The organism is Naasia lichenicola (assembly GCF_004801885.1).
GTDB lineage: Bacteria > Actinomycetota > Actinomycetes > Actinomycetales > Microbacteriaceae > Naasia > Naasia lichenicola.
In genome coordinates, this window is the sequence record NZ_SSSM01000003.1 from 323,535 (window position 1) to 349,253 (window position 25,719).

The following is a 25,719-nucleotide window of genomic DNA, read 5'->3' on the forward strand; positions in this document are numbered from 1 at the left end:
TCAGTGCCTCGAGGCGTTCAGTCGCGGGGCGACGAGTCGGGCGAGGCGTCATCGGGAGCCGCGGCCGCGGAGTCTGCCGACGTCCCCGGCTCCGGTCCGTCGGACTCAGCGTCGCCCGCAGCGTCGTCGGCTTCACCCTTGGGGTCGGCCGTCTCGGCGGGCTCAGAGGCCTCGGGCTCGGGGTCCTCGTCCACGAGCTCCTCGAAGAGCCCTGCCGGCGGCGTGACGGTGACCACTCGCGCCTCGATGTCGACGCTGGGCACGATCGCCTTGACGAACGGGACCAGCACCTCGCCGTCGGCGGTCTTCACGACGAGCAGATCCTGCGCAGGCAGATGCTCGAGCCGGGCGATGGTGCCGACGGGCGAGCCGTCGCGCACGACGGTCAGTCCGACCAGCTGGTGGTCGTACCAGGCGTCTTCCTCCCCCGGCTCATCGACGGGCTGTTCGACCCAGAGGATGGCCTTGACCAGGGATTCCGCTGCGGTGCGGTCGGCGACGCCCTCGAAGAAGCCGACGGGATGGCCGTTGTACCAGCGCAGCTCCGTCAGCGAGATCCGCTTGCCGTGCCACGGCGAGCTGGTGGGCACCTGGAGCGAGAACTCCGCTCCCGGTGCGAACCGCTTGGCGGGATCGTCGGTGAACAGCTCGAGCTTGAGCGCGCCCTTGAGGCCGTGCGCCTTGGTCAGGCGTCCGACGCGGAGCTGTGTCTGAGCGGACTGGCCGCTCGCCTTGCCACGAGCCACGACCCGACTACTCGTCGGTGTCGACGACGTCGACGCGCACGCGTCGACCGTCGGCGAGCGCCCCGACAAGAGTGCGGAGTGCCTTGGCGGTGCGACCGGCGCGGCCGATCACTCGGCCGAGGTCGTCGGGATGCACGCGCACCTCGAGCAGCTCGCCACGGCCCGTCGACTTCTCGGTGACCTTGACCTGGTCAGGATTGTCGACGATGCCCTTGACGAGGTGCTCGAGTGCGGCGGCAAGCATGGACTAGGCCTGGTCCGTCTCGTCAGCTGCCTCGGTCTCGGCGGCGGGCGCCTCGACGGGGGCGGCCTTGGGCTCGGCCTTGGGCTTGAGCACGGCGCGCTTCTTCTCGTCGGCCTGGAACGGCTCCTTGGGGGCCTTCACCTGAACGGTGCTGACCGCGCTGGCGTCGCCCTTGTACTTGCCCCAGTCGCCCGTGAGCTTGAGGATCGCGGCGACCTGCTCGGTCGGCTGCGCGCCGACCCCGAGCCAGTACTGCGCGCGCTCGCCGTCGACCTCGATGTACGAGGGCTGCTCGGTGGGGTGGTACTTGCCGATCTCCTCGATCACGCGGCCATCGCGCTTGGTGCGCGAGTCGGCGACGACGATGCGGTAGTACGGCGCGCGGATCTTGCCCATGCGCTTGAGACGAATCTTGACAGCCACAACTCTCCTGTGTGTTGACCTTGATGTTTGGTGAACCTGTTGCCGCGGGCGTGGGGGCACACTCGGCGGAAGCTCTGGATGGGGCCGGGCATCTGATTAGAGGGTCGGATGCAGCTGGCCCGACCAACTATTGTGACAGACCGCGCGCGCAGTCGGAACCGCCGGCCCTGCCGAATTCGGGAACGCGTGCCGTCAGCGGGCGCGAGATGGACGATTCCGCCCTGAATCGAACGTCTCGCGGGATCAGGAGAGCGACGGTCGACGCCGCGACAGACCGACGCCGACCAGGCACAGCACGCCGCCGATGATCGCCGTGACGGTGGGCACCTCCTGGAACACCACGAGCCCGGCGAGGATGACGAGCGGCGGCACCAGGTAGGTGGTGACACCGAGCTGGCCGGCGGGCATGCGGCTGAGGGCGTAGCCCCAGGTGGTGAAGGCGATCGCGGTCGGCACGACACCGAGGTAGACCACGCCGAGGGTCGATGCGATCGGCGCTGTCGCGACGTCGGAGATCAGCGGTCCGGCGAACGGCAGGCAGACTGCCGCACCCGCGAGAGCGCCGAGGAAGGTGACCTCGCTGACCGGAAGGCGTCGCAGCACGGGCTTCTGGAAGAGCACTCCCGCCGCGTAGGTGAGGGCGGCCAGGACCGCAGCGACGACGCCGACCAGGAGGTGGAATCCGCGCACTCCATTGGAGATCCCGATCAGCACGACGCCGGCGAAGGCGACGGAGGTGCCGATCACCAGCCAGCGGCTGATCCCCTCGCGGAGGATGAGGCCGCCTCCGAGGGCGATCAGGATCGGGCCGATGCCCACGATCAGCGCCGTCGTCCCGGCGTCCAGGGTCTGCTCGGCAAGGCCGAGCAGCACGTTGTAGGCGCCGAACCACAGAGCACCGAACGCGAGGATCATCAGCACCTCGCGGCGGGTCGGACGGATCCACCGCTTGCCGACGCAGAGCACGCCGAGCGCCGCGGACCCGACGAGCATGCGTCCGAGGGCGAGCCCGCCCGCCGAGAAGTCGGCGCCCGAGCCGCGGATCACGATGAACGCGCTCGCCCAGGAGAGCAGGGTGGTAACGATCGCGGCGATCACCAGAGGCTCGAGCCTGCTGCCCCCTGACGACAGGGCGGGAGGGGTGCGGAGAGGGTTCGGAGTGGTGACCACCACTCGACGCTAGTTCGAACCTCCGACGCCTCACCGGTGCCTTTCGGACACGGCACCTCCCGGAGGCGCCAGATCCGGCGAAGACCGGGCCCACAAGCCCACCACTCGGACTCTCCCGCCGCCGTCCGGATCGGCGGTATCCCCGTGTGATCAGGGCCGCCATGTCGGGCCGCTATGTCAGGATTGCCCCGTGGCCATTGACTTCACCCGGTCCGAGCGAGGAACGCTCGGACTCGAATGGGAGCTCGCTCTCGTCGATCACTCGAGCGGTGATCTCGCCCCCGTGGCTCCCGAGATCCTCGAGCAGCTCGATCTCACCGACGACAGCGGCTTCTCCCGGCTGGCGGGCGAGCTGCTGACGAACACCGTCGAGGTCATCTCCGGGGTGCATTCGACGGTCGGCGCCGCGGTCCGCGACCTGGAGGAGACCATCGCCAAGGTCCGCGAGGTCGCCGAGCCCATGGGCGTGGATCTCATGTGCGCCGGCACCCATCCGTTCGCGCAGTGGACGCAGCAGCGGGTCACCGACAAGGAGCGCTACGCCACGCTCATCGATCGCACGCAGTGGTGGGGTCGGCAGATGCTCATCTGGGGCGTGCACATGCACGTCGGCGTCGAGGACCGGAGCAAGGTCCTCCCCATCCTCAACGGCCTGCTCACCTACTACCCGCATCTGCAGGCCCTGTCCGCGTCGAGTCCGTTCTGGACCGGCGAGGCGACGGGCTACGCCTCGAGCCGGGCCATGCTATTCCAGCAGCTGCCGACCGCCGGTCTCCCGCCGCAGTTCGCGGACTGGACCGAATACGAGGCGATGGTCGACGATCTGCTGCACATCGGCGTCATCGACCACTACGACGAGATCCGCTGGGACATCCGGCCATCGCCCAAGTGGGGCACCGTAGAGGTGCGCGCCTGCGACGGGATGTCCTCCACGCTCGAGGTCGGCGCTCTCGCGGCGCTGGTGCAGTGCCTCGTCGAGGAGCTGTCGGACCAGCTCGACCGCGGCGAGGAGGTGCCCACCATGCAGCCCTGGTACGTGCGGGAGAACAAGTGGCGCGCCGCCCGCTACGGCATGGAGACGATCCTGATCCAGAACGCGGCCGGAGACGAGCGGCTGGTCCGTGATGACACTCGCGAGCTGATCGCCCGCCTCGATCCCATCGCCGACCGGCTCGGCTGCGCCGACGAGCTGCACGACCTCGAGGTGATCCTCGATCGCGGCGCGAGCTATGAGCGGCAGCTCGCGGTCTCGGCTCAGAACGCAGGCAGCACGAAGGCCGTCGTCGCCGCCCTGGTCGCTGAGCTCCGCGACGGCCTCGCCCGCTGATCCGCACCGCTTCCGCGATGCGCCTCAGAATCGAGCGGGCAGATCGGCGATGAGCTTGTCGGGCTGGATGGGCAGGTCGCGCACCCGGATCCCGGTCGCGTGCGCCACCGCGTTGGCCACGGCGGCTGCTGCTCCCACGATCCCGATCTCCCCGATCCCCTTGCCGCCCATCGGCGACAGGTGGGTGTCTTCCTCGTCGAGCCACTCGACTCGGATGTCCTTCACGTCGGCGCACGCGGGGATGTGGTAGGTCGCGAAGTCGTGGTTCGCGTAGTCGCCGAGGACGGTGTCGAGCTCGCCGACCTCGTGCAGCGCCATGCCGAGCCCCATGGTCATCGCGCCGATGAACTGCGAGCGGGCGAGCCGGGGATTCATGATCCGGCCGGCCGCGAAGACGCCCACCATCCGCGGCACGACGACCTCCCCCGAGTCGAGGTCCACCCGCACCTCGACGAACTGGGCGCCGAAGGCGTGCCGCGACAGCTCCTCCTGCGCGGCGATCTCGGCGTCGGTCGTCGCCGTCACGGTGATGCCGTCGGGCGGGATGGTCATCCCCGTCTGGAGGCTGATCCGCAGCTCGCGGCAGGCCTTCGTCACCGCCCAGCCCCATGAGGCGGTGCCGGAGGATCCGCCGGCGACCGAGGCCTTCGGCAGATTCGAATCGGCGATCCGGATGTCGATCGCCTCCGGCTCGACATCCAGGGCGTCCGCGGCGATCTGGCGCATGACCGTGCGGGATCCTGTGCCGATGTCGGTCGCGTTGATGCCGAGTCGGTAGCGGCCGTCCGGCATCGCGGTGACCACCGCGCCGCTCGGCTGCGCCATGGCCGGATAGGTCGATGCGGCCATGCCCGTCCCGATCGCCCACCGTCCGTCGATGTGCGCGGCGGGCCGCGGATCGCGCTCCGCCCAGCCGAAGAGCTCGGCTCCGCGCTCCATGCAGCCGATGAGGTCGCGGCTGCTGTACGGCACGTCGAGCTCCGGGTCGCGCTCGGGCTCGTTCCGACGACGCAGCTCGATCGGGTCGATGCCGGCGGCCGCCGCGAGCTCGTCCATCGCCGACTCGAGCGCGTACATCCCCGGACACTCCCCGGGTGCGCGCATCCATCGCGGCGTCGGGACGTCGAGGGCGACGAGTCGGTGCGTGGTGCGCCGGTTGGGCGCCGCGTACATATGCCGCGTCGCTTCGGCGGTCTGCTCGGCGAACTCGAACAGCGTCGAGGTCTGCGAGAAGGCCTCGTGCGAGATCGCCGTCAGCCGCCCATCCGCATCCGCGCCGAGCCGCATCCGCGACACCGTCGGCGTCCGATACCCGGCCAGCGAGGACATCATCTGACGGGTGTAGGCGAGCTTGACCCGCCGTCCGGTGATCTTGGCGGCGATCGCCGCCAGGGGCACGTTCGGCCGCGGCGATCCCTTCGATCCGAAGCCTCCACCCACGTGCTCCGCGCGGACATGGACCGCCTCGCCGGGGATGCCGAAGAGTGCGCCGATCTGCTCGGCGGTGACGCTACTCCCCTGCGTCGAATCGACCAGCTCGAGCCGGCCGCCCTGCCATTCGGCCGTGGTCGCGTGCGGCTCCATCGGGTTGTTGAACAGCGCGGGCGTGCTGTAGCTGTGGTCGATGGAGGTCACGGCATCGGCGAGCGCGACGTCGACCTCGCCGATCACGCTGTCGGTCTCGAAGGCGGGGTTCACCTTGTCCGGGGCGTAGAGCCGAAGATGGTCCGGGCTCATCAGGACATCGGATTCACCCGCGGAGTAGCTGACCTCGAGGACGTTCGCCGCTTCGCGCGCGGTCTCGAGGGTTTCGGCGATCACCACCGCCACGGGTTGGCCGCGGTAGGAGATGATCGCGTGCTGGAGCACATTGAGCTCCCCGTCGCCGGTGTCCTCGAGATGCGGGGCGTTCCGCCAGGTGACCACCTCGACGACCCCGGGGAGAGCGAGGACGGCGTCGACACCGATGTCGAGGATGCGTCCCGTCACGATCGACGACTGCACGACCCAGCCGTAGAGCGTCTCCTGCTCCGCCGTCGTCTCATAGGCGTAGTCCGCCGCACCGGTGACCTTCTCGATGCCCTCGATCCGGGCGAGGGAGGCGCCGATCGCGCTCACGGGTGCGCCAGCTCGTCGAGGACCCCGACGACGAGCCGGGTGACCAATGGGATCTTGAAGGCGTTCTGCTCGGTAGGCCTCGCGATGTCGAGCTCGGCTCGGATCGCCGCCTCGAATCTGTCCGGCGTGGCAGGAGAGCCGCGGAGGAGCTCTTCGGCCACGGTCGCCCGCCACGGCTTGTGGGACACGGCGCCCACAGCGATGCGGAGATCGCGGATGATGCCGTCCTCGACGTCGAGCGCCGCGGCGACGGACGCGAGCGCGAAGGCGTAGGAGCGGCGATCGCGGGCCTTGCGGTAGGTGGAACGCCCGCCGAACGACAGCGGCGGGACCTCGACGGAGGTGATCAGCGCGCCGGGTGGGAGGTTCGTGTCACGACTCGGGTCGTCGCCCGGGAGGCGGTGGAAGCCGCTCATCGGCAGCGAGTCCGGTCCGGCGGCCGTCTCGAAGTGCACGATCGCATCCAGCGCGGTGAGGGCGACGGCCATGTCTCCCGGGTGGGTGGCGATGCAGTGCTCCGAGGCGCCGAGGATCGCGAGCTCGCGCGAGACGCCGACGATGGCGGGACAGCCGGATCCGGGCTCGCGCTTGTTGCAGGGCTTGCTGGAATCCATGAAGTAGACGCAGCGGGTGCGCTGCAGGAGGTTGCCGCCGACGCTCGCCATGTTCCTCAGCTGACCGGAGGCGGCCGACAGCAGGGCCCGGGACAGCACGGGGTACCGCTCTCGGATGACCGGATCGGCGGCGAGGTCGCTGTTGCGGACGGCGGCTCCGATGCGCACGGCGCCGTCCGCCTCCACGACGATCCCGCCGAGGTCCAGCCGGTTGACGTCGACGAGACGCGAGGGGGTCTCGACGCGCAGTCGCATCAGGTCGACCAGGTTGGTGCCCCCGGCGAGGTACTTCGCATCCGGGTCCCGCTCGAGCGTCGCCACCGCACCCGCGACGTCGTCCGCACGCTCGTACTCGAATGGCTTCATCCCGCCACCTCCTCCACGGAGGGGATCGGATGGAACTCCTCGCGCCGCGGCAGGTCGGTGCCGTCGTCGCTGCCCTCGCCGGCGGCGTCGAGCACCGCAGGGACGATGTTCGCGTAGGCCCCGCATCGGCAGAGGTTGCCGCTCATCCGCTCTCGCACCTCCTCGTCATCGAGGACCACCGCTGCAGCGCTGAGGTCCTCCGTCACATGACTCGGCCAGCCGTCCTTCGCCTCGCGGATCGCGCCGACCGCGGAGCAGATCTGCCCGGGGGTGCAGTAGCCGCACTGGAAGGCGTCGCGCTCGAGGAAGGCGCGCTGAACGGGATGCAGCTCTCCGCCGTCCGAGAGACCCTCGATGGTGTGGATTTCGGCGCCGTCGAGTGTCACGGCGAGAGTGAGACAGGCATTCACGCGGCGCGAGTCGACGAGCACCGTGCAGGCGCCGCACTGCCCGTGATCGCAGCCCTTCTTCGCTCCCGTCAGCCCGAGCTGCTCGCGGAGCAGGTCGAGGAGAGAGGTCCTGTTGTCGACCTCGACCGCTGTGCGCTCGCCGTTGAGGGTGATCGCGATGGCCGACCGAGGTACCTCGATGCGCGTCGCTGCCATCGCTTCACGATAGGGATGCCGAGCGCCGCCGTCACGGGCTTGCGACCGACCCGTGACGCGGCTATGCCGCAGCCCGCCTCAGCCGTTGTGGGCGTCGCGCCAGGCGATCCAGCGGCGGACGGTGTCGATGTCGTAGGTCGGGCCCGTGACGCCGATCGTGAACAGGCGCACGCCGACCTCGAGCAGCTCGTCGGCGGTCTTCTCGTCCCGTCCGCGCAGCTCGTTCGAGAGCTCGATCTCGCTGACATCGCGGCCGACCTCGGCGGCGTGCTGCTCGAGGATGCCGAGCTTGCGGGTCATCGTCTCGACATCGCCGAAGCTGTGCCAGATGTCGGCGTGCTCGGCGACCAGGCGCAGCGTCTTCTTCTCTCCTCCGCCGCCGATCAGGATCGGGATGTCGCGGGTGGGTGCCGGGTTCAGCTTCGTCCAGCGATCGCGGATGGTCGGCAGATCTGCGGCGAGCGCGTCGAGACGCGATCCGACCGTGCCGAACTCGTAGCCGTACTCGTCGTAGTCCCGCTCGAACCAGCCGGAGCCGGTGCCGAAGATGAACCGGCCGTCGCTGATGTGATCGATGGTGCGGGCCATGTCGGCCTGGAGGTTGGGGTTGCGGTAGGTGTTGCAGTTGACGAGGGGGCCGATCTCGATCCGGTTGGTCTGCTCGGCCCACGCGGCGAGGATCGTCCACGACTCGAAGTGCAGCCCGTCCGGCTCACCGGACAGCGGGTAGAAGTGGTCCCAGTTGAAGATGATGTCCGCTCCGAGATCCTCGGAGATGGCCGCCGCCTCGCGGATCGCGGCGTATGGCGCGTGCTGGGGCGCGATCTGCACGCCGAGTCGGATGGGACGCTGGTCGGCCTTGAAGGCATCGATGCTCACTCGACAAGCCTACGGCTGGCACACACCGCTCTGACCTCGGGCGTTGAGCAGACACTCGAAGTGGAGGCGTAGGCAGGGAACACGGAAACGTCCGAACTCGATCCCCTAGGAGCGACATGGCCATCGCCACAACCTCAGCCCGAGACACCAACCTGGAGGCGCAGCAGCGGCTCGGCGAACTCCTCACCGCACGGGACATCGACTCCCTCGACGAGATCTTCGCGACCGATGTCGTCGATCACGACCCGGCGCCCGGTCAGCCGGACGGCGTCGCGGGGATCAAGGAGTTCTGGACCACGTTCCTCAGCGCCTTCCCCGACGCGACCATGACGCCGCAGGTCGTCTCGGCGGACGACGAGCATGTCACCGTCGTGCTCGACGTCGAGGGCACGCACACGGGTGAGTTCCAGGGGATCGCGCCGAGCGGAAAGCGCATCAAGGTGCGCGGCATCCAGGTGGGACGCTTCGCCGACGGAAAGCTGGTCGAGCGCTGGGGCGCCACGGACGAGGCGGGCATCCTCACGCAGATCGGCGCCGCCTGATCCCCTGCCGCTCTGCCGGTCGAGCGGGTCGAAGGAGGGGCTCCGTCCGCGCTGCAGAGGCGGATGGAGCCCCTTTCGGCGCTCGCTGCGCCGCCGCTCCCCGGCCCGAACCGGATGAGCGGAGCCTGATCAGGGCTGCGGGGTGAGCAGGCCGATGACGGCGCCGAGCTCGTCCCAGATCTGCACGGTGCCGTTGCTGAGAACCGCGGCGTGGGTGCCCGAGAGCCATGAGTAGCGCTGCACCGCATCGCAGACCCGGTCGCCCATCGCTGCGGTGTCCGGTGCGACGACGGAGGTGAGCTGCTGGCCGTCGATGGACCAGGTGCCCGACTGCACGAGGCATCCGTCGGTGGCGCTGACGGTGCCGTCGGCGCGGAATTCCACGGATGAGCCCTCGGCGACGGAGATGGCGTCCAGGTCGACGTCCGCCGGGGTCCACCGGCCGACGAGCTCCTCGGCCGTGGGCGAGACGGGCAGCGCGCTGCCGTCGCCGATGCCTGGCTCGATGGGCATCGCGCCCTCGGTGCTGGGCGTGAGCCGCCCGATGGAGGCGCCGTCGGCGTCGGCGAGCACGAGCTCGCCGTCCTCGAATCCGATCGAGCGGGCGGTGGAGAGCCAGGTGTGGGTGTCGACGTAGCCGTCGCAGAACATCTCGGTGTGCGGGCCGGTCTCCGCGGTGAAGGTCGTGCCCTCCAGCGTCCAGGTGCCCTCTCCCCCGTTGCAGCCATCGGACAGGGTCACCGTGCCGTCGTCGTCGAACTGCACGAAGGCATCGGGCGATGCGCCCTCGTCCGTCGGCACCCAGCGTCCGAGCAGCTGGGCGCGGGCCGGACCGACCGAGTCGGACTGGCCGTCCGATCCGGAGGAGCCGGCGGTGGCGGCACAGGCGCTGAGCAGAGCCGCCGCGGCGACGGCGATCGCGGCGGTGAGCAGGCGTCGGGCGATCGGCGTGGCAGTCATGTCGGTCCGTCCTCGGTTCGGCGTGAGGCGCAGAGGCGTCTCTGCAGGGGAGTGTCCGCCGACACGGGAAGCGTCTCAGATCGGCGTCGGAGGCAGTGGGATCCCGATCCGAGCGCGCCGGTGTGAGACGATCCCGAGCGAGGCGGACAGTCCATGATGTGAGCACCGTCCTCGAAGGGAACCCGACCTGGGACCGCGCGTCCTGGCGGCGGGTCCCGGCGAGCAGAGGAGCGCGGATGGAGGGCGGTGCCGAGCGCGCGGCCGCCCGCGCCGACCAGTCCGGCGTCGATCCGGCGCACGAGCCGGACATCGACTCGGGTCTCCACGGCGACGTCGAGCCGTCGGACGGCGATCTGCTCGAGCTCTTGGCGCTCGCCGGGGATCGGAAGGCGTTCGATGCGCTCGTCCGGCGGCACAGCCGGGCCGTCTATCTCGCGGCGCTGTCGGTCACCGGTGTCGCGGCGGACGCGGAGGAGCTCGCCCAAGACGCCTTCCTGGTGCTCTGGCGCAGGAGGACGGATGACGTGCGCCTTGTCGCCGACTCGGTCGCGCCGTGGCTCATCGTGACGGCTCGCAACCTGGCCCTCAATCGGATCCGCGGCGAGAAGCGCCTGCGACTGCGTGAGGAGCGGGCGCGCGAGCTGACCGAGCTCGCCGATCCTCAGGCGGAGCTGCTCGCCGCCACGGCACGCGATGCGGTCGATGCGGCGCTCGCCGGCCTCGATCCGCTCGACGCGCAGATCGCCCGACTCTGTCTGGCGGACGGTCTCAGCTACGCAGAGGCGGCCGAGAAGCTGGGCGTCGCGCACGGCGTGGTCCGCAACCGGCTCTCGCGCACCCGCCGCCGACTGCGAGATCTGCTCGGCAACGGGAGCGACTCATGACCTCTGGACGCCCGGACATCGAGCCCTCCGCCGCGGCGCTCGACCGGATCGCGGCTGCGGTGTCGCTGCGGATCGATCGATCCCGGCGACGCTCACGGCTGGCGTTCGGGCTGGCGGCGAGCATTGCGGCGATCCTCGTAGTGGCCGGGATCAGCGTCGCGATCCAGCCGACAGCCGGTCAGGTCGGCTGCTACGCCGCGTCTGATCCTGCGTCGCTCACCTCGAACGGCGACCTGGAGTCGGGTGAAGGAACGGCGGCGGAGCGCGCGTTGATCCAGTGCACGACGGTGGCTGCGGCCGCGGACAGCCGCCAGGAGAGCACGGCCGGCGGGTCGAGCGACAGCGCCGCCCCCGGTGCCGACGGAAGCGGAGACGCGAGCAGCTCGACGATGGCGGATTCGAGCGCGCTGCCCGAGTACCTGGTCTGCCGCACCGGCGACGACTACGGCGTGCTCACCCTCGATCCGACGGCGCGGATCGATCCGCTCGCCGCCTGTGCGGCGATCGGCATGCAGCCCGCCGAGTAGCTCCGGCGCGAACGCGGAGCGGGCCGGCTGGGCAGCGCCGCCCCGCGGATCGTCGGGTCCCCGCTAGCTACCGAGCATCTTCTGGAGGGCGGCGAGCTCCTCCTCGCTCGGACCACCCTTCTTGGCCCCGCCGCCGAGGCCGAATCCTGTCCCCCCGGCGTTCGTCGGCTTATTGGCGGCGCCGGCGGCGAGCGCCGCGTTCTCCGCCGCCCGCTTGGCCGGATTGCCGGAACGCGAGCCCTGCTTCTTGACCAGCGGCTTCTTCTTGCCGCCGTAGCCGGCGCCGGGGATGGGGCCCATGCCGGGCACCTGCGGAACGCCGCCCTTGGCGACGGTCTTCATCATCTTGGCGGCCTGATCGAAGCGCTGCACCAGCTGATTCACGTCGGTCACGGTCATGCCCGAGCCGCGCGCGATCCGCAGTCGACGCGATCCGTTGAGCAGCTTGGGGTTCACCCGCTCCGCCTTGGTCATCGACTGGATGATCGCCTCGGTGCGCACGATCTCGCGCTCGTCGAAGTTGTCGAGCTGCTCGCGCATGCCCTTCGCGCCGGGCAGCATGCCGATCATCTTCTTGATCGAGCCCATGTTGCGCAGCTGCTGCATCTGCTTGAGGAAGTCGTCGAGCGTGAAGCTGTCGGTGGCGAACTTCTCGGCCATCTCACGGGCCTGGTCCTCGTCGAAGGCCGACTGGGCCTGCTCGATGAGGGTGAGGATGTCGCCGAGGTCGAGGATCCGGCTCGCCATCCGGTCGGGGTAGAAGGGCTCGAAGTCGTCCAGGCCCTCGCCTGTGGACGAGAAGATGATCGGCCGTCCGGTCACCGAGGCGACCGACAGCGCCGCACCGCCGCGGGCGTCGCCGTCGAGCTTGGAGAGCACGACGCCCGTGAAGTCGACGCCGTCCTGGAACGCCTTCGCGGTGGCGACGGCATCCTGGCCGATCATCGAGTCGATGACGAACAGGACCTCGTCCGGATCGATGGCCTTCCGGATGTCGGCGGCCTGCTTCATCATGTCCGCGTCGACACCGAGGCGGCCCGCAGTGTCGACGATGACGACGTCGAACTGCTTGTCCTGAGCGAACTTGATGGAGTCCTTGGCGACGCGCACCGGGTTGCCGACGCCGTTGCCGGGCTCGGGCGCGTAGACCTGGGCGCCCGCCTGCTCGCCGACGACCTGCAGCTGGGTGACGGCGTTCGGGCGCTGGAGGTCACAGGCCACGAGCAGCGGGGTGTGCCCGTCCTTGGCGAGCCACTTGGCGAGCTTGCCCGCGAGGGTTGTCTTTCCGGCTCCCTGCAGGCCGGCGAGCATGATGATGGTCGGCGGGCGCTTCGCGAATTCGAGCCGGCGCTGCTGGCCGCCGAGTATCGCGACGAGCTCCTCGTTGACGATCTGGACGACCTGCTGGGCCGGGTTGAGCGCCTGACTGAGGCTCGCCTCCATCGCCCGCTCGCGCACCGTGCCGGTGAACTGCTTGACGACCTCGAGGTTGACGTCGGCCTCGAGCAGGGCGCGCCTGATCTCGCGCACCGTGCTGTCGACGTCGGCGGCGGACAGCCTGCCCTTGCCGCGGAGGTTCGCGAGTGCCTGGGTGAGCCGGTCGGAGAGCGTGCCGAAGGTAGCCATATCGGCGTCAAGTTTAGATCGCCGCTCGGACGTCGGATCCGAGAATCGGCGGACCCGGCGGGATGCGCCGATGTGGATGCCTGCGAAACCGGCAGATGTGCCCGAACGAGTCGGCCTACAGAGCCGTCCACATTGAGCCGGAACGCAGCAAACCGGGGTTGATGTACTCGGTACAGAAAATAGATCTACTCTGGTCGCGTGGCTGACATCGTGCACGCCGGGCTCGCTCCCGAATACCTCGACTACCGCGCGGGCTGGGATCTCCAGCGCCGCATCCATCGCGAGGTGGTCACCGGGGAGCGCCCCGACACCGTGATCTTCTGCGAGCACCAGAGCGTCTACACGGCGGGCAAGCGAACGCTGCCCGTCGAGCGGCCCGTCGACTCGAGCATCCCGGTCATCGACGTCGATCGCGGCGGCAAGATCACCTGGCACGGGCCGGGTCAGCTCGTCGGCTATCCGATCGTCCGGCTGCGCGAGCCGATCGACGTGGTGGCGTTCGTCCGCCGGCTCGAAGCCGTCATGCTCGACGTGCTCGCCGAGCTCGGTGTCGAGGCGCAGCGCGTGCAGGGCAGATCCGGGGTCTGGGTCCGCCGTGACAGTCCGTTCGGCGGCGAGGTGTTCGACAAGGTCGGAGCCATCGGGCTGCGCGTCCAGGAGGGAGTCACCATGCACGGCTTCGCCCTCAACTGCTCCAACGAGCTCACCCCGTACGCGGCGATCATCCCCTGCGGCATCTCCGACGCGGGCGTCACCACCATCAGCGCCATTCTCGGCCGCTCCGTCACGCCGACCGACATCGTCGGCATCGTGACCCGACACCTGGAGGCCGCAGTGCTGCACAGCGACGCCGGAACATCGGCCATTGTCCGAGAGGTGGCCGCATGAGCCCGGCCGTCAACATCGGCATGCCGCTCGAGATCGGCAAGGACGGCCGCAAGATGCTGCGGATCGAGTCCCGCAACGCCGAGACGCCGATCGAGCGCAAGCCCGAATGGATCAAGACCCGCGCCAAGTTCGGGCCCGAGTACAAGCAGCTCCAGGGCCTCGTCAAGGAGGAGGGCCTGCACACCGTCTGCCAGGAGGCCGGCTGCCCCAACATCTACGAGTGCTGGGAGGACCGGGAGGCCACCTTCCTCATCGGCGGGGCGCAGTGCACGAGGCGCTGCGACTTCTGCCAGATCGACACGGGCAAGCCCGCTCAGTACGACACCGACGAGCCGCGTCGGGTCGCCGAGTCGGTGCAGCGGATGGCCCTGCGCTACGCGACCGTCACCGGCGTGGCCCGCGACGACCTGCCCGACGAGGGCGCGTGGCTGCACGCCGAGACGGTCCGCCAGATCCACGCGATGAACCCGGGAACCGGCGTCGAGATCCTCGCCACCGACTTCTCCGGCAACCCCGACCTGCTCGGCGAGGTCTTCTCCAGCCGGCCCGAGGTATTCGCGCACAACGTCGAGACGGTTCCGCGGCTGTTCAAGCGGATCCGCCCCGCCTTCACCTACGAGACCTCGCTCGGGGTGCTCAGCCAGGCGCGCGCCGCCGGGCTGATCACCAAGTCGAATCTGATTCTGGGCATGGGCGAGACCCGCGCCGAGATCAGTGAGGCGCTCCAGCACCTGCACGACGCCGGGACCGACATCGTCACCGTGACTCAGTACCTGCGTCCGACTCCGCGCCACCTGCCCGTCGATCGCTGGGTCACCCCGGCCGAGTTCGTCGAGATCAAGGAGGAGGCCGACGAGATCGGCTTCCTCGGTGTCCTCGCCGGACCGCTGGTGCGCTCCTCGTATCGCGCGGGCCGGCTGTGGGCGCAGTCCATGGCTCGCAAGGGCCTCGAGCTGCCCGACGGCCTGCAGCACCTCGCAGACGAATCGCTCGGCTTCGCCCAGGCCGTCGGCTAGGCATCTCCGACCGAATCAAGGATTTCTTCGTTCACAGGGGCCGGAATCCGCATGACTTCGTCGGCGGCCAGCAGAATCTCCTTGATTCGGTGAGGACCGGGTGATGTGAGCGCGGCACCTACTCTGAGCAGGTGCTCCTCTTCCCCCTCGGATCGTCCGGCCTCTCCACCACCGAGTTCGTGTTCGGAGCCGCTGCAGGCGCGATCACGGGCGGCGACAGGCTCGGCGACCAGGTCAAGCGCGTCGATGAGGCGTGGGATGTGGGCATCCGCTCGATCGAGGCCGAGAACCTCACCGTGTCCCGCCGGAGCGAGGCCGCAGTCGGTGCGTGGCTCGGCGACAGCCAGCCCGACGACGCGCTCATCGCGACGACGGTCGGCGGGATCGCCGAAGTGGGCCAGCGGATCATCGACCTCTCCGCCGCGCACATCGATCGGCAGCTGACGACCAGCCTGCGGACACTCGGACGGATCGACCTGTACCTGGTGGAGGGCGCCGACGAGCGCACTCCCATCGAGGAGACCCTCGTGATGCTGGCCTCCGCTATCGACGCCGGTCAGATCCGCTCCTACGGCTGGAGCGAGCTCGACGTCTGGCAGCTCGAGGCGATCCTGAGCGCGGCCGACAAGGCGGGACTCCCCCGGCCGATCGCGGTGCAGAACCCGTTCAGCCTGCTCGATCGCGGCGACGAGCGGGACCTCATGCCGCTCGCGATCGGCGAGGGCATCGGCTACATCGCCTCCGCTCCACTCGAACGCGGCGTGCTGTCGGAGCGGTGGATCGAAGCGCAGAACACCCTGCGTGCAGAGCGGGCCGCCGAGGGCATCGAGGAGGATGACGACCCCCTGCTCGCCCAGGTCCAGAGCCTCGCCCGCCACGCACGCGACTTCGACGTGAGCGCCTCGGGTCTCGCCCTCGCCTGGCTGCGCCAGCATCCCTCGGTCACCGCAACCGTCGTGGCACCGCGGGCGAGCGCCCAGTGGGACATCGTGCACGAGGCCCTCGAGCGCGATCTCGACGATTCGGATGCCGAGCAGGTCGCCGCCCTCTTCCGCTAGGCCCTTTGCACGGATCCGGAGTTCGCCGTCCGGCCGGGGCTGATCGGCGGCAGAACTGGGCAACTCGTCAGTCCGCGGGGTCGGCACACCGGATCCGTGCAAAGCCTCGGGGATGGATAGCGTGAACCCATGCCCGTGATCCTCCCCTTCGGACCCGACCGTCCCGCCGTCGATCCGTCCGCCTTCGTGGCGGAGAACGCGACCCTGATCGGCGACGTCGTCCTGCACGAGCGATCGAGCGTGTTCTTCGGCGCCGTGCTGCGGGGCGACCGCGCCACGATCGCCCTCGGGGCGGAGAGCAATCTGCAGGACAACGTGGTCGTGCACTGCGATCCGGGGACGCCGACCACGATCGGCACCGGGGTGAGCGTCGGGCACGGCGCAGTCCTGCACGGCTGCACCATCGAGGACGGCTGCCTGATCGGGATGAGCGCGACAGTGCTCAACCGCGCCGTGATCGGGGCGCAGTCGCTGGTCGCCGCTGGCGCCGTCGTGCTCGAGGACACCGTGGTCCCGCCCCGCTCGCTGGTCGCCGGAGTGCCGGCGAAGGTCCGCCGTTCGCTGACCGACGAGGAGGTGGCCGGTCTGCAGCGCAACGCCGCCACCTATGTCGAGCTCAGTCGCAGCTACCTCGGAGCCGGCGCATGAGGCACGGGATCGTCATCCTCCCCCAGGCGCCCTGGGCCGAACAGGCCCGGCTGTGGCGGGATGCGGAGTCGCTGGGATTCGACTCGGCCTTCACCTACGACCACCTCTCCTGGCGCAGCCTCGCCGGTCAGCCGTGGGGCGCGACCATCCCGACGCTGACGGCGGCCGCCTCGGTGACCTCCACGATCCGGCTCGGCACCTTCGTGGCATCGCCCAACTTCCGGCACCCGGTGCCGTTCGCCAAGGAGCTCGCCACCCTCGACGACATCGCCGGCGGACGAGTCACCCTGGGGGTGGGATCGGGCGGCACCGGGTTCGACGCCTTCGTGCTCGGCCAGTCCGAGCTCACGCCCCGACAGCGCCATGAGCGGTTCGTGGAGTTCGTGCACGACCTCGATCTGCTGCTGCGCTTCGAGCAGGAGGACCGGGGGATCTCGTTCACCGGCGACTGGTTCAACGCGGTCGATGCGCGAATGGTGGGCCGCCCGGCGCAGACTCCGCGCATCCCGATCCTCATCGCGGCCGATGGGCCCAAGGGAATGGCCCTCGCCGCCGAATCCGGCGACGCCTGGGTCACCCTCGGCGAGTGGGGCGCGACGGGCGACGACTGGTGGACGGGCGTCGCCGAGAAGCTCACGCGCTTCGAGGATGCCGGAGCGGCGAGCGGCCGACACGTCGAGCGCTACCTCAACTTCGATTCCGAGGACCAGTTCGCCCTCGAGAGCGTGGACGCCTACGAGGATGCCGCAGGTCGCGCCGAGGAGCTGGGCTTCGACGAGTTCGTCACCCACTGGCCTCGGGCGGATGGGATCTACGCGGGCAGCGAGTCCACCCTGGTCGAGGTCGCGTCGCGGTTCCCCGAGAACTCGCTCTAGCCGGCCGGCTCCTCGTCGATCCGCTCCAAGCTCGGAGCGAACGCGCTAGCCGACGAGGTTCTGCGCGAAGACGTGCGGGGTGAAGCCCGTCAGGTCGCCGATGCCCTCGCCCTGGCCGACGAGCTTGATCGGGATCCCGGTCTTCTCCTGCACGGCGAGAACGAATCCGCCCTTCGCCGATCCGTCGAGCTTGGTGAGCACGAGTCCGGTCACGCCCGCCATCTCGAGGAACGCCTCGGCCTGAGCGAGGCCGTTCTGTCCCGTCGTCGCGTCGAGCACCAGGAGGGTCTCGGCGATGGGCGACTGCTTCTCGATCACCCGTCGGATCTTGCCGAGCTCGTCCATCAGCCCCTGCTTGGTCTGCAGACGACCGGCCGTGTCGATGATGACCATCTCGATGCCCTCGCGCTTGGCCTTCTCGACCGTCTGGAACGCGACGGATGCCGGATCCTGGCCGTGATGCTGCGGACGCACGATCTCGGCGCCCGCACGCTCGGCCCACGTGGCCAGCTGCTCGACCGCCGCGGCGCGGAACGTGTCCGCTGCGCCGACGACCACCGTGCGGTCGAAGTTGCGCAGGAACTTCGCGAACTTGCCGATCGTCGTGGTCTTGCCGACGCCGTTGACGCCGACGACGAGGATGACGGCGGGGCGATCGGTCAGCTTGAGCGTCGAGTCGAGTCGGGAGAGGCGCTCCTCGATGAGCTCGCGGAGCATCCGCTGGAGATCCTTGGGATCCGTCGTACGGTACCTGTCGACCTTCGCCCGCAGATCCGCCACGATCTCATCGGTCACCGTCGGGCCGAAGTCGGCGCCGATCAGCGCGTCCTCGAGGTCCTCCCACGACTGATCGTCGATGGTGCGCTTGGTGAACATGCCGCGCAGCGCTCCGGAAAGGGACCACGGGGTGCGTTCTGCCACGGGTCAAGGCTAGTCGTCGCATCGCCCGCCCTGGCGCGATGTCGGTGGCGCATGTCGGTGGGGCGGAGCAGAGTGGGCCCATGACGAACTGGATGGGCGTGGTCTCGCGCGACCACGTGCAGAAGGGCGTCCGGCTAGGCATCGCTCAGGTGAATCACGGCAAGCGGACTCCGCTCGAGCGGATCAGGCCCGGCGACGGAATGGTCTACTACTCGCCGCGCACGACCTACCCCGACGGCCCGCCGCTCAGGGCCTTCACCGCCATCGGCCGCATCGCCCCCGGCGACGTCTGGCAGGCGACGGACGGCGACTTCCACCCGTGGCGCCGCGCCGTCGACTGGTGGACCGATGCCATCGACGCCCCTGTCGCTCCGCTCACCGGGGACCTCGAGCTGACGTCCGGGCCGAACTGGGGCTACGCGCTGCGACGCGGACTGCTGACTCTGTCCGACGCCGACTTCGCGACCATCGCCGCGGCGATGGGTGTGCCGGAGCGGGTTTCCGCATATCCCGGTGGCTGAGTAGGCCCACGCCGAAGGCAGGGCCGTATCGACGCCCGTTCATCGACGGCGGCTGGGCTTCGACGCGGGCGCTGCGCGCCCGGCTCAGCCACCGGGAGGGTGGTTATTCCGCCGGCTCATCGCGGCCGATGCGCTGACCGACGACCGCAGAGATGCCGTCCTGACGCATCGAGACGCCGTAGAGAGCGTCGGCGATCTCCATGGTGCGCTTCTGGTGGGTGATGACTATCAGCTGCGAGTTCTGACGGAGGTCCTCGAAGATCGTCAGCAGGCGGCCGAGGTTGGCGTCATCGAGGGCCGCTTCCACCTCGTCCATGATGTAGAACGGGCTCGGCCGGGCCTTGAAGATGGCGATCAGCAGGGCGACCGCCGCCAGCGAGCGCTCACCGCCCGAGAGCAGGGACAGGCGCTCGATCTTCTTGCCGACGGGACGCACGGTGACCTCGATGCCGGTGAGCAGCGGCTCATCGTGCGAGGTCAGTTCGATGCTGCCGGAACCGCCGGGGAACAGGATGGGGAATACCTGGTCGAAGGCTGCTTTCGTGTCCTCGAATGCGTCGAGGAAGATCGTCTGCATCTTCACGTCGAGCTCGTCGATGATGGTGAGCAGGTCCTTGCGGGTGCTGGTCAGGTCGTTCAGCTGCTCGATCAGGAAGGCGTGCCGCTGCTCGAGCGCGGCGAACTCCTCGAGGGCCAGCGGATTGACCCGGCCGAGCTGAGCGAGCGCGCGCTCCCCCTCCGCGAGCCGCTTCTGCTGCTCGGCGCGCACGTAGGGCCGCGTCTCGATGACGCCGCCGCTGTCCGCATCGCCCGACTCGATGCCGGTCGGGATAGGCACCGTGGGTCCGTACTCCGCGACGAGCAGTCGCTCATCGAGCCCGTAGGCGCCGGCACGCTCGAGCAGCGAATGCAGCTGCAGCTTCTTCTCGTGGATGCGGATCTCGGTGCCGTGCACCGTCTCGGTCAGCACCGCGAGGCGGGCGCGCAGGTCGGCCTCTCCGCGACGAAGGGTGACGAGCTCCTGATTGCGCACGGACCTCTGGGCCTCCGCCTCGGCGAGCTCGAGACGTGCTGAGGATACGGACCGATCGACCGAGTCCAGGATGGCGGGCAGCGATTCGGCGACGCTCGTCGCCGTCGCGATCTGCCGACGGCGGATGACCGCGCGCCGGGCCGCTGCCTCGGCGGCGATCCGATCGGCCTCCAGCTGCCGCTCGAGATCGCCGATCCGCGCGCTCTCGGCCCGGACGCGCTCGCGGGCGGTCTCGAGGGCGAGACGTGCGCCGATCTCCCGCTCGCGGGCCGACTCGACCGCGGCGGCGGCGGGCTCCCGGCGGGTGGCGTCGAAGGAGGGTCGCGGGGCCGAACGGGCAGCCTCGTGGGCGGATCTGGCCGAATCGGCGGCGGCCTCGACATCGGTCACCCGCGCGGTGGCGTCGGCCAGAGCCCGCGCGAGCCGCTCGTGCTCTGAGGTGGCGGCATCCACTTGGACCCGTAGCCGGGAGATCGACTCGGTGCGGGCCGAGAGCGTGGCATCGAGCTCGCGCAGCGCCGACAGGGCTGCGGACTCCTGATCGCGCGCCCGAACGAGGTCGGCGCGCTGCTCGGCGTGGGTGAACTTCAGTCGGTCGACGGCGTGCGTGGCCGCTTCGAGGCGCTCGGCGGCGCTGTCCCGCTGGGCGACGAGCTCGATCCGGTTGGCCTCGCCTGATCCGCCGCGCAGCAGCTGCGGGGTGAGCACGTCACCTGTGCGCGTGACCAGGGTGACGGCTGGATACTCACCGCGGAGCGCTGCGAGCGCCGCCTTCGCGCCGTCGAGGTCGTCGACGAGCTGCACGCGATCCAGCAGTGCGAGCACACCGGTCGGCCCGCTGACGACGCTCGTTGCCGATACCAGCGAGACACCATCCACCCGCGGATCGGGTGACGCCCCTGCGGACGCGATCGTCGGCAGAGCCGCCGATCCGATGACGACCTCCACCTGGCCGAGTCCATGCTCGCCGGCGTGACGCAGACCATCGAGCGCCGCATCCATCCCGTCGGCGAGGGCGGCCTCGGTGAGGGTGCCGAGCGCCGCGGCGATGGCGGTCTCCCATCCATCGCGCACCGTGATGCCGTCGGCGACCAGTCCCGATACGCCGCGCACGCCGGCGGACGCGAGCACCGCAGACCCTCCGCTCGCGTCGAGCGCGAGCGTGAGTGCCGACACCCGGGCCTGAAGGGCATCGCGCTCGCGTTCGCGCTGGTGCAGCTCGTCGCGCAGCGCCTCGACCTTCTCCTCGATCGCCTGCACCGCGTCGGCCGCCCGCTCGTGGGCCTCGTCGAGATCGTCGCCGTCCACGTCGAGAGCAGCGTCCGCTTCGACCTCGGTGAAGCGCGCTCGGGCGACATCGCGGCGTTCGGCGGCCGCGTCGAGCGCGTTCTGCGCGCGGAGCACCTCTCCTCGGACTCCCGCGAGACGCGAGGCCGCGGCGTCGGCTCGACCGGCGAGCTGCGAGAGGTCCAGGTCGTAGCGGGAGAGCAGCGCGCCCTGCGTGGCGATGTCCTCGTCGATCAGATCCAGTGCGGCTCGACCGCCTCGGAAGTCTCCTTGAGCATTCTGCAGCGCCGTCTCTGCGGCCTGGACGAGGCCGCCCAGTCGCACGACCTCATCGCGCGCATCGGCGATCGTCTGCGGGGTGACCGACGGCGCGGCCGCCGGTGCATCCTCGGTGGAGCCGAGCAGCGCCAGGCGCTGATTGGCGAGGGTGAAAAGGCTGCGCAGGCGCTCCTGGACGGATTCCAGCGAGAAGGCCACTCGGCGGGCGCGGTCGACGTCGTCGCCGGTCTCCCCCACCTCGAGATCGGCGATGCGGGCGGTGCGCTCCTCGAGCTGCTCCTGGAGGAGGCCACGCTCGCTGTTGCTGTCGTTCTCGACCCGAGCGTGCTCGATCAGCGCCGTGCGGAGCTCGACGACCTCGTCGGCCAGCAGACGGGCACGTGCGTCGCGGACTCTCGCCTGGATGGACTGGGCCTCACGGGCGACCTCGGCCTGGGCGCCGAGCGGCTTGAGCTGGCGCCGGATCTCTCCGGCCAGGTCGGACAGACGCGTGAGGTTGGCCTGCATCGACTCGAGCTTGCGCTGGGTCTTCTCCTTGCGGCGGCGGTGCTTCAAGATCCCGGCGGCCTCCTCGATGAAGCCGCGCCGATCCTCGGGGCTGGCACGCAGCACGGCATCCAGCTGACCCTGTCCGACGATGACGTGCATCTCGCGGCCCAGTCCGGAGTCGGAGAGCAGCTCCTGGACATCCAGCAGCCGGCAGTTCTCGCCGTTGATCGCGTACTCGCTGCCGCCGTTGCGGAACAGCGTGCGCCGGATCGTCACCTCGGTGTACTCGATCGGCAGAGCACCGTCGGAGTTGTCGATGGTGAGGGTCACCTCGGCGCGACCGAGCGGACCCTTGGTCGCCGTCCCGGCGAAGATGACGTCCTCCATCTTGCCGCCGCGGAGCGTCTTGGCTCCCTGCTCGCCCATCACCCAGGCGAGCGCGTCGACGACGTTGCTCTTGCCGGAGCCGTTGGGGCCGACCACGCACGTGACGCCCTGCTCGAACGCGAACGTGGTCGACGTCGCGAAGGACTTGAACCCCTTGAGGGTCAGGCTCTTCAGGTACAACGTGCCTCCGGCGCTTGATGGACGGCTTCACGGTACCGCGCGGCCCGGACACAGCGGTGGAACCCGGGCCTCCGCCTTTTCCCCATCCGCCTCGTGCGCGGGTCGGAGGGAGGGCTAGAGGACGAACGGGATCCCGAGGAGCCCGAACACCGAGAATGCGATCCCGTAGCAGCAGTACGCGCCCAGCACGATGGCCAGGGCGAACTCGCGCTTGGATCCCGCGGCTCCGAGCACCGGCACGGCCACGTAGCCGTTCGGCTTCCACATGTCGTTGAGCACATTCGTGCGCCGCCACCACCTGGGCGGCTTGATGGAGATCGGCCAGAGCAGGGGCGGGACGCCCTGGATCGTGAGAGCGTCGCCGACGATGTGGGTCACATAGCCGATGCCGACAGCGAGCGGGAACCACACCGTCGAGTCGGGCGCGTAGATGAAGACGGCGATGGCGGCGACGAGGCCGAGGGCCCATGCCATCAGCCACTTCGGCACGAGCTCGCGGGACTTCGCAGCGAAGGCGATGAGGATCACGGTGGCGATCGCGGGTCCGAGCCTCCCTTCGCCCAGGAACGGGATCGTCGCCTGCCAGCGACCGAGGAATACTGCTCCGACCGTGACGGCGGCTGCGGCGATCAGCGTGTGCGCCCCGTGACGGTGGCCGCCGCTGATGTCGTTGATCGCAGTGGTGACCGCGGGTCCGATGATGGGCACGGAATGGGCGATCGTGGCTCGCGGGTGATCGGCGTCCGGCAGGATCGCGGCGCCCGCGCAGACCAAGGTGCCGGCGAGGACGCCCTCGGGTGTCAGCGGCAGGATGTCGGTGCCGAGGGCGGGCAGCGCCGCAGTCACCGCGAGCCAGGCGGCGGTGCCGCTCGTGGCATGAGTGAAGCCCATCACGCGGCCATGGTCCCCCTGCGGTGGCGCACCGACGTCAAGGCGCGCCCAGTCCGGTGCGATCCACCAGCCGGCGACCGGACCGATCAGCTCGTGACTCGGCCGTCCGCGGGCGGCAGACTGGGCCGGGTGAGCACCGATGCCCTCTCGATCGAGCCCCTGACCATCCCCGCCTTGATCGATGGGCCCGACGCGGGGCCGTTCCGCGAGATGACCGAACTGCGCAACGACATCGAGGCGTCGATCGTGGGCAGCCGCGATCTGGCCGTGAGCGCCGCCGGGCTGCTGCCGGAATACCAGGATGCCTGGATCGACAAGCAGGTGCACGTCGCCCGCCTCGGCGATCGGATGGTGGGCCGGGTGTTCGTCGAGCTCGCGCAGGAGGAGGGCGCTCGCACCGCGCTCGTCGAGGTGGAGGTGCTGCCGGAGTTCCGTGGGCACGGCGTGGGCTCGGCGCTCCTGGCGCACGGAGAGGCGATCGCGGCCGCCGCCGAACGCCCCGTCATCGAGGCGTACATCCTGCACACCCTCGGTGATCCGGCGGCCGAGCGCGTCCACGCGACCACGGGCTTCGGCGATGTCCCCGCCGACGACCCGGGTGTGCGCTTCCTCACCGCCCGCGGTTGGACGCTCGAGCAGATCTACCGGATGAGTCGGCTCGATCTCGACGATGGAGCGAGGAGGTTGGACGCACTCAGCGCCGAGGCGGTCGCGGCGTCGTCGGTGGGGTACGACCTGGTGACCTGGATCGGCGCGACGCCGGACGAGTACCTCGACGACCTCGCGGTGCTCAATGCGCGGATGTCGACGGACGCGCCGCAGGGCGGCCTGGAGATCGACGAGGAGGTGTGGACGGCCCAGCGGGTCGCCGATCTGGATGCCCGGACCCTGCGGGGCGGCTACCTGTTCCTCTCCACCGCGGCACGGCAGCGCGAGACGGGCCGACTCGTGGCCTTCAGCAACATGTACGTGGACGCGGATCGCACGCGTCCCGCGCAGCAGGGCGACTCACTCGTGCTCCGCGAGCACCGCGGCCACCGGCTCGGCCTCCTGGTCAAGACGGGACTGCACCGCCTGCTCGCCGAGGAGTCGCCGCAGACCCGGGTGGCCTACACCTTCAACGCGGAGGAGAACCGTCCGATGCTCGCCATCAACGAGGCACTGGGCTTCGTCCCGGCCGGCTACCAGGGCGTCTGGAAGCGCCCCTGACCAGCGCCTTCAACACGGCGCCGAATTGCCACCTTTGGCTCTCTGGAAGGGGGTTTGAGAGCCAGAACTGGCATTTCGACGCTGTCTTGAGTCGCCGTCAGCCTGCGCGGGGGAGGGGCTGGCAGTGCGGACAGAAGTGGCTGTTGCGGTTCATGAACGCCTCGCGGACGATCGGCCTGCCGCAGCGGGCGCAGTCCTTGCCCTGCTGCCCGTAGGCGTTGAGGCTGTGCGAGAAGTAGCCGGAGGCGCCGTTGACGTTGACGTACTGGGCGTCGAAGCTGGTGCCGCCCTCCGCGACAGCCCGCGCGAGCACGAGTCGGACCTCGGCGAGCAGGGTCATGGCACGCGGCCTGCTCAACGTCTCGGTCGGGGTGTCGAAGTGCAGCCGCGCCGCCCAGAGGGCCTCGTCCGCGTAGATGTTGCCGATGCCGCTGACCAGCGTCTGGTCGAGCAGGGCGCGCTTGATGCCGGTGCGCTTCCGCCGGAGCGCGGCGAGGAGCGCCCGATCGTCGAAGGCAGGGTCGAGCGGATCGCGAGCGATGTGCGCGACCTGATCGGGGATGAGAGCGACATCCGATCCCTGCCCAGCGGCACGGCCGTCCGTCGTCGGCACGAGTGCGCGCACCGACATGGAGCCGAAGATCCGCTGATCCACGAAGGCCACGACGAGCTCGCCGTGCTCGGGTGAATCGATGCCGATCCGGATCCGCAACAGCCGGTCGGGGTCGGCATCGGGAGCCCGCAGCAGGACCTGTCCGCTCATCCCGAGATGGGCGACGAGTGCAGTGTCCGTGTCGGCGAGCGGCAGCCAGAGGAACTTGCCCCGGCGCACCGCCGCCTCGAACCGGGCGCCGACCAGCTGCTCGACGAAGTCGAAGGCGGGTCCGTCGTGCCGGCGGAGGGAGCGCACGTCGAGCACGTCGACGGAGGAGACCGTTGAACCGGTGATGGCCGGTTCGAGGCCCGCACGGACGGTCTCGACCTCGGGCAGCTCAGGCATCGCCGC

General features: G+C 69.9%; 25 protein-coding genes. 11 read left to right on the plus strand and 14 right to left on the minus strand.

Translation table 11 applies throughout. The features are described from left to right. Positions 1-17: 17 nt before the first annotated feature. The 4 genes from rimM to E6C64_RS06680 form a co-directional block, all read right to left on the minus strand. On the minus strand, positions 18-746 hold the full coding sequence (gene rimM, locus E6C64_RS06665; protein WP_136426858.1) for a ribosome maturation factor RimM: 729 nt from the start codon (positions 744-746) through the stop codon (positions 18-20). Between the two features lie 7 nt (positions 747-753). Beyond that, positions 754-990, minus strand: coding sequence for an RNA-binding protein (locus E6C64_RS06670; protein WP_136426859.1), 237 nt, complete (start codon positions 988-990; stop codon positions 754-756). A gap of 3 nt (positions 991-993) precedes the next feature. Continuing rightward, entirely contained in the window at positions 994-1,413 is a 420-nt protein-coding gene (gene rpsP / locus E6C64_RS06675) for a 30S ribosomal protein S16 (RefSeq protein ID WP_136426860.1), read from the minus strand. A 243-nt stretch (positions 1,414-1,656) separates the two neighbouring features. After that, the gene (locus tag E6C64_RS06680) at positions 1,657-2,583 is read right to left on the minus strand and encodes a DMT family transporter (RefSeq protein ID WP_233255502.1); all 927 of its coding nucleotides are present in this window, start codon (positions 2,581-2,583) and stop codon (positions 1,657-1,659) included. A 190-nt stretch (positions 2,584-2,773) separates the two neighbouring features. Here E6C64_RS06680 and E6C64_RS06685 point away from each other — a divergent pair, with 190 nt between their 5' ends. Next, positions 2,774-3,910 carry a glutamate--cysteine ligase gene (locus E6C64_RS06685; protein ID WP_136426861.1) on the plus strand — a complete coding sequence of 379 codons (1,137 nt, stop codon included), beginning with the start codon at positions 2,774-2,776 and terminating at the stop codon, positions 3,908-3,910. Between the two features lie 24 nt (positions 3,911-3,934). Here the strand turns inward: E6C64_RS06685 and E6C64_RS06690 are convergent, their stop codons facing one another. From E6C64_RS06690 to E6C64_RS06705, 4 genes are all read right to left on the minus strand, one after another. Then, positions 3,935-6,028 carry a xanthine dehydrogenase family protein molybdopterin-binding subunit gene (locus E6C64_RS06690; protein ID WP_136426862.1) on the minus strand — a complete coding sequence of 698 codons (2,094 nt, stop codon included), beginning with the start codon at positions 6,026-6,028 and terminating at the stop codon, positions 3,935-3,937. After that, positions 6,025-7,008, minus strand: coding sequence for an FAD binding domain-containing protein (locus E6C64_RS06695; RefSeq protein WP_136426863.1), 984 nt, complete (start codon positions 7,006-7,008; stop codon positions 6,025-6,027). Before E6C64_RS06695 ends, E6C64_RS06690 begins: the two co-directional genes overlap by 4 nt. Continuing rightward, positions 7,005-7,613: a 2Fe-2S iron-sulfur cluster-binding protein gene (locus E6C64_RS06700; RefSeq protein ID WP_136426864.1), complete on the minus strand. Its 609-nt coding sequence runs from the start codon at positions 7,611-7,613 to the stop codon at positions 7,005-7,007. Before E6C64_RS06700 ends, E6C64_RS06695 begins: the two co-directional genes overlap by 4 nt. Before the next feature lie 78 nt (positions 7,614-7,691). Further along, entirely contained in the window at positions 7,692-8,492 is an 801-nt protein-coding gene (locus tag E6C64_RS06705; protein ID WP_233255503.1) for an LLM class F420-dependent oxidoreductase, read from the minus strand. A gap of 116 nt (positions 8,493-8,608) precedes the next feature. Here E6C64_RS06705 and E6C64_RS06710 point away from each other — a divergent pair, with 116 nt between their 5' ends. After that, positions 8,609-9,034: an ester cyclase gene (locus tag E6C64_RS06710; protein ID WP_136426865.1), complete on the plus strand. Its 426-nt coding sequence runs from the start codon at positions 8,609-8,611 to the stop codon at positions 9,032-9,034. Positions 9,035-9,163: 129 nt separating this feature from the next. Here E6C64_RS06710 and E6C64_RS06715 read toward each other — a convergent pair whose 3' ends face one another. Next, complete coding sequence (locus E6C64_RS06715) at positions 9,164-9,994, minus strand: META domain-containing protein (protein ID WP_136426866.1); 831 nt, start codon at positions 9,992-9,994, stop codon at positions 9,164-9,166. Positions 9,995-10,152: 158 nt separating this feature from the next. Between E6C64_RS06715 and E6C64_RS06720 the strand changes: the two genes are divergently transcribed. Next, positions 10,153-10,878, plus strand: coding sequence for an RNA polymerase sigma factor (locus E6C64_RS06720; RefSeq protein WP_136426867.1), 726 nt, complete (start codon positions 10,153-10,155; stop codon positions 10,876-10,878). Next, positions 10,875-11,405 carry a hypothetical protein gene (locus E6C64_RS06725; RefSeq protein WP_136426868.1) on the plus strand — a complete coding sequence of 177 codons (531 nt, stop codon included), beginning with the start codon at positions 10,875-10,877 and terminating at the stop codon, positions 11,403-11,405. Before E6C64_RS06720 ends, E6C64_RS06725 begins: the two co-directional genes overlap by 4 nt. 63 nt (positions 11,406-11,468) lie before the next feature. On the opposite strand, the gene ffh is transcribed toward E6C64_RS06725, so the two are convergent. Next, positions 11,469-13,031 carry a signal recognition particle protein gene (ffh, locus tag E6C64_RS06730; RefSeq protein WP_136426869.1) on the minus strand — a complete coding sequence of 521 codons (1,563 nt, stop codon included), beginning with the start codon at positions 13,029-13,031 and terminating at the stop codon, positions 11,469-11,471. A gap of 198 nt (positions 13,032-13,229) precedes the next feature. On the opposite strand from ffh, the gene lipB reads away from it, so the two are divergent. The 5 genes from lipB (at position 13,230) to E6C64_RS06755 (ending at position 17,516) form a co-directional block, all read left to right on the plus strand. Further along, entirely contained in the window at positions 13,230-13,919 is a 690-nt protein-coding gene (gene lipB / locus E6C64_RS06735; protein WP_136426870.1) for a lipoyl(octanoyl) transferase LipB, read from the plus strand. Between the two features lie 20 nt (positions 13,920-13,939). Next, positions 13,940-14,935 (plus strand): lipoyl synthase, encoded by a 996-nt coding sequence (gene lipA / locus E6C64_RS06740; RefSeq protein WP_233255534.1) that lies wholly within the window; start codon positions 13,940-13,942, stop codon positions 14,933-14,935. Positions 14,936-15,066: 131 nt separating this feature from the next. Next, positions 15,067-15,993 carry an aldo/keto reductase gene (locus tag E6C64_RS06745; RefSeq protein ID WP_136426871.1) on the plus strand — a complete coding sequence of 309 codons (927 nt, stop codon included), beginning with the start codon at positions 15,067-15,069 and terminating at the stop codon, positions 15,991-15,993. Between the two features lie 129 nt (positions 15,994-16,122). Further along, positions 16,123-16,641: a gamma carbonic anhydrase family protein gene (locus E6C64_RS06750; RefSeq protein WP_136426872.1), complete on the plus strand. Its 519-nt coding sequence runs from the start codon at positions 16,123-16,125 to the stop codon at positions 16,639-16,641. Further along, the gene (locus E6C64_RS06755) at positions 16,638-17,516 is read left to right on the plus strand and encodes an LLM class flavin-dependent oxidoreductase (protein ID WP_136426873.1); all 879 of its coding nucleotides are present in this window, start codon (positions 16,638-16,640) and stop codon (positions 17,514-17,516) included. Before E6C64_RS06750 ends, E6C64_RS06755 begins: the two co-directional genes overlap by 4 nt. A gap of 45 nt (positions 17,517-17,561) precedes the next feature. Here the strand turns inward: E6C64_RS06755 and ftsY are convergent, their stop codons facing one another. Continuing rightward, positions 17,562-18,437 carry a signal recognition particle-docking protein FtsY gene (gene ftsY, locus E6C64_RS06760; RefSeq protein WP_136426874.1) on the minus strand — a complete coding sequence of 292 codons (876 nt, stop codon included), beginning with the start codon at positions 18,435-18,437 and terminating at the stop codon, positions 17,562-17,564. 80 nt (positions 18,438-18,517) lie between these two features. Here ftsY and E6C64_RS06765 point away from each other — a divergent pair, with 80 nt between their 5' ends. Next, on the plus strand, positions 18,518-18,958 hold the full coding sequence (locus E6C64_RS06765; RefSeq protein WP_136426875.1) for an EVE domain-containing protein: 441 nt from the start codon (positions 18,518-18,520) through the stop codon (positions 18,956-18,958). Positions 18,959-19,061: 103 nt separating this feature from the next. On the opposite strand, the gene smc is transcribed toward E6C64_RS06765, so the two are convergent. Together smc and E6C64_RS06775 are read right to left on the minus strand one after the other, a co-directional pair. Next, a complete protein-coding gene (gene smc, locus E6C64_RS06770; protein ID WP_136426876.1) occupies positions 19,062-22,613 on the minus strand; it encodes a chromosome segregation protein SMC in 3,552 nt (1,183 codons plus the stop codon). Between the two features lie 114 nt (positions 22,614-22,727). After that, positions 22,728-23,504, minus strand: coding sequence for a metal-dependent hydrolase (locus tag E6C64_RS06775; protein WP_233255535.1), 777 nt, complete (start codon positions 23,502-23,504; stop codon positions 22,728-22,730). 129 nt (positions 23,505-23,633) lie between these two features. Between E6C64_RS06775 and E6C64_RS06780 the strand changes: the two genes are divergently transcribed. Beyond that, positions 23,634-24,713: a GNAT family N-acetyltransferase gene (locus E6C64_RS06780; protein WP_158437766.1), complete on the plus strand. Its 1,080-nt coding sequence runs from the start codon at positions 23,634-23,636 to the stop codon at positions 24,711-24,713. 97 nt (positions 24,714-24,810) lie between these two features. Here the strand turns inward: E6C64_RS06780 and mutM are convergent, their stop codons facing one another. After that, positions 24,811-25,713 carry a bifunctional DNA-formamidopyrimidine glycosylase/DNA-(apurinic or apyrimidinic site) lyase gene (gene mutM, locus E6C64_RS06785; RefSeq protein WP_136426879.1) on the minus strand — a complete coding sequence of 301 codons (903 nt, stop codon included), beginning with the start codon at positions 25,711-25,713 and terminating at the stop codon, positions 24,811-24,813. Between the last annotated feature and the right edge of the window lie 6 nt (positions 25,714-25,719).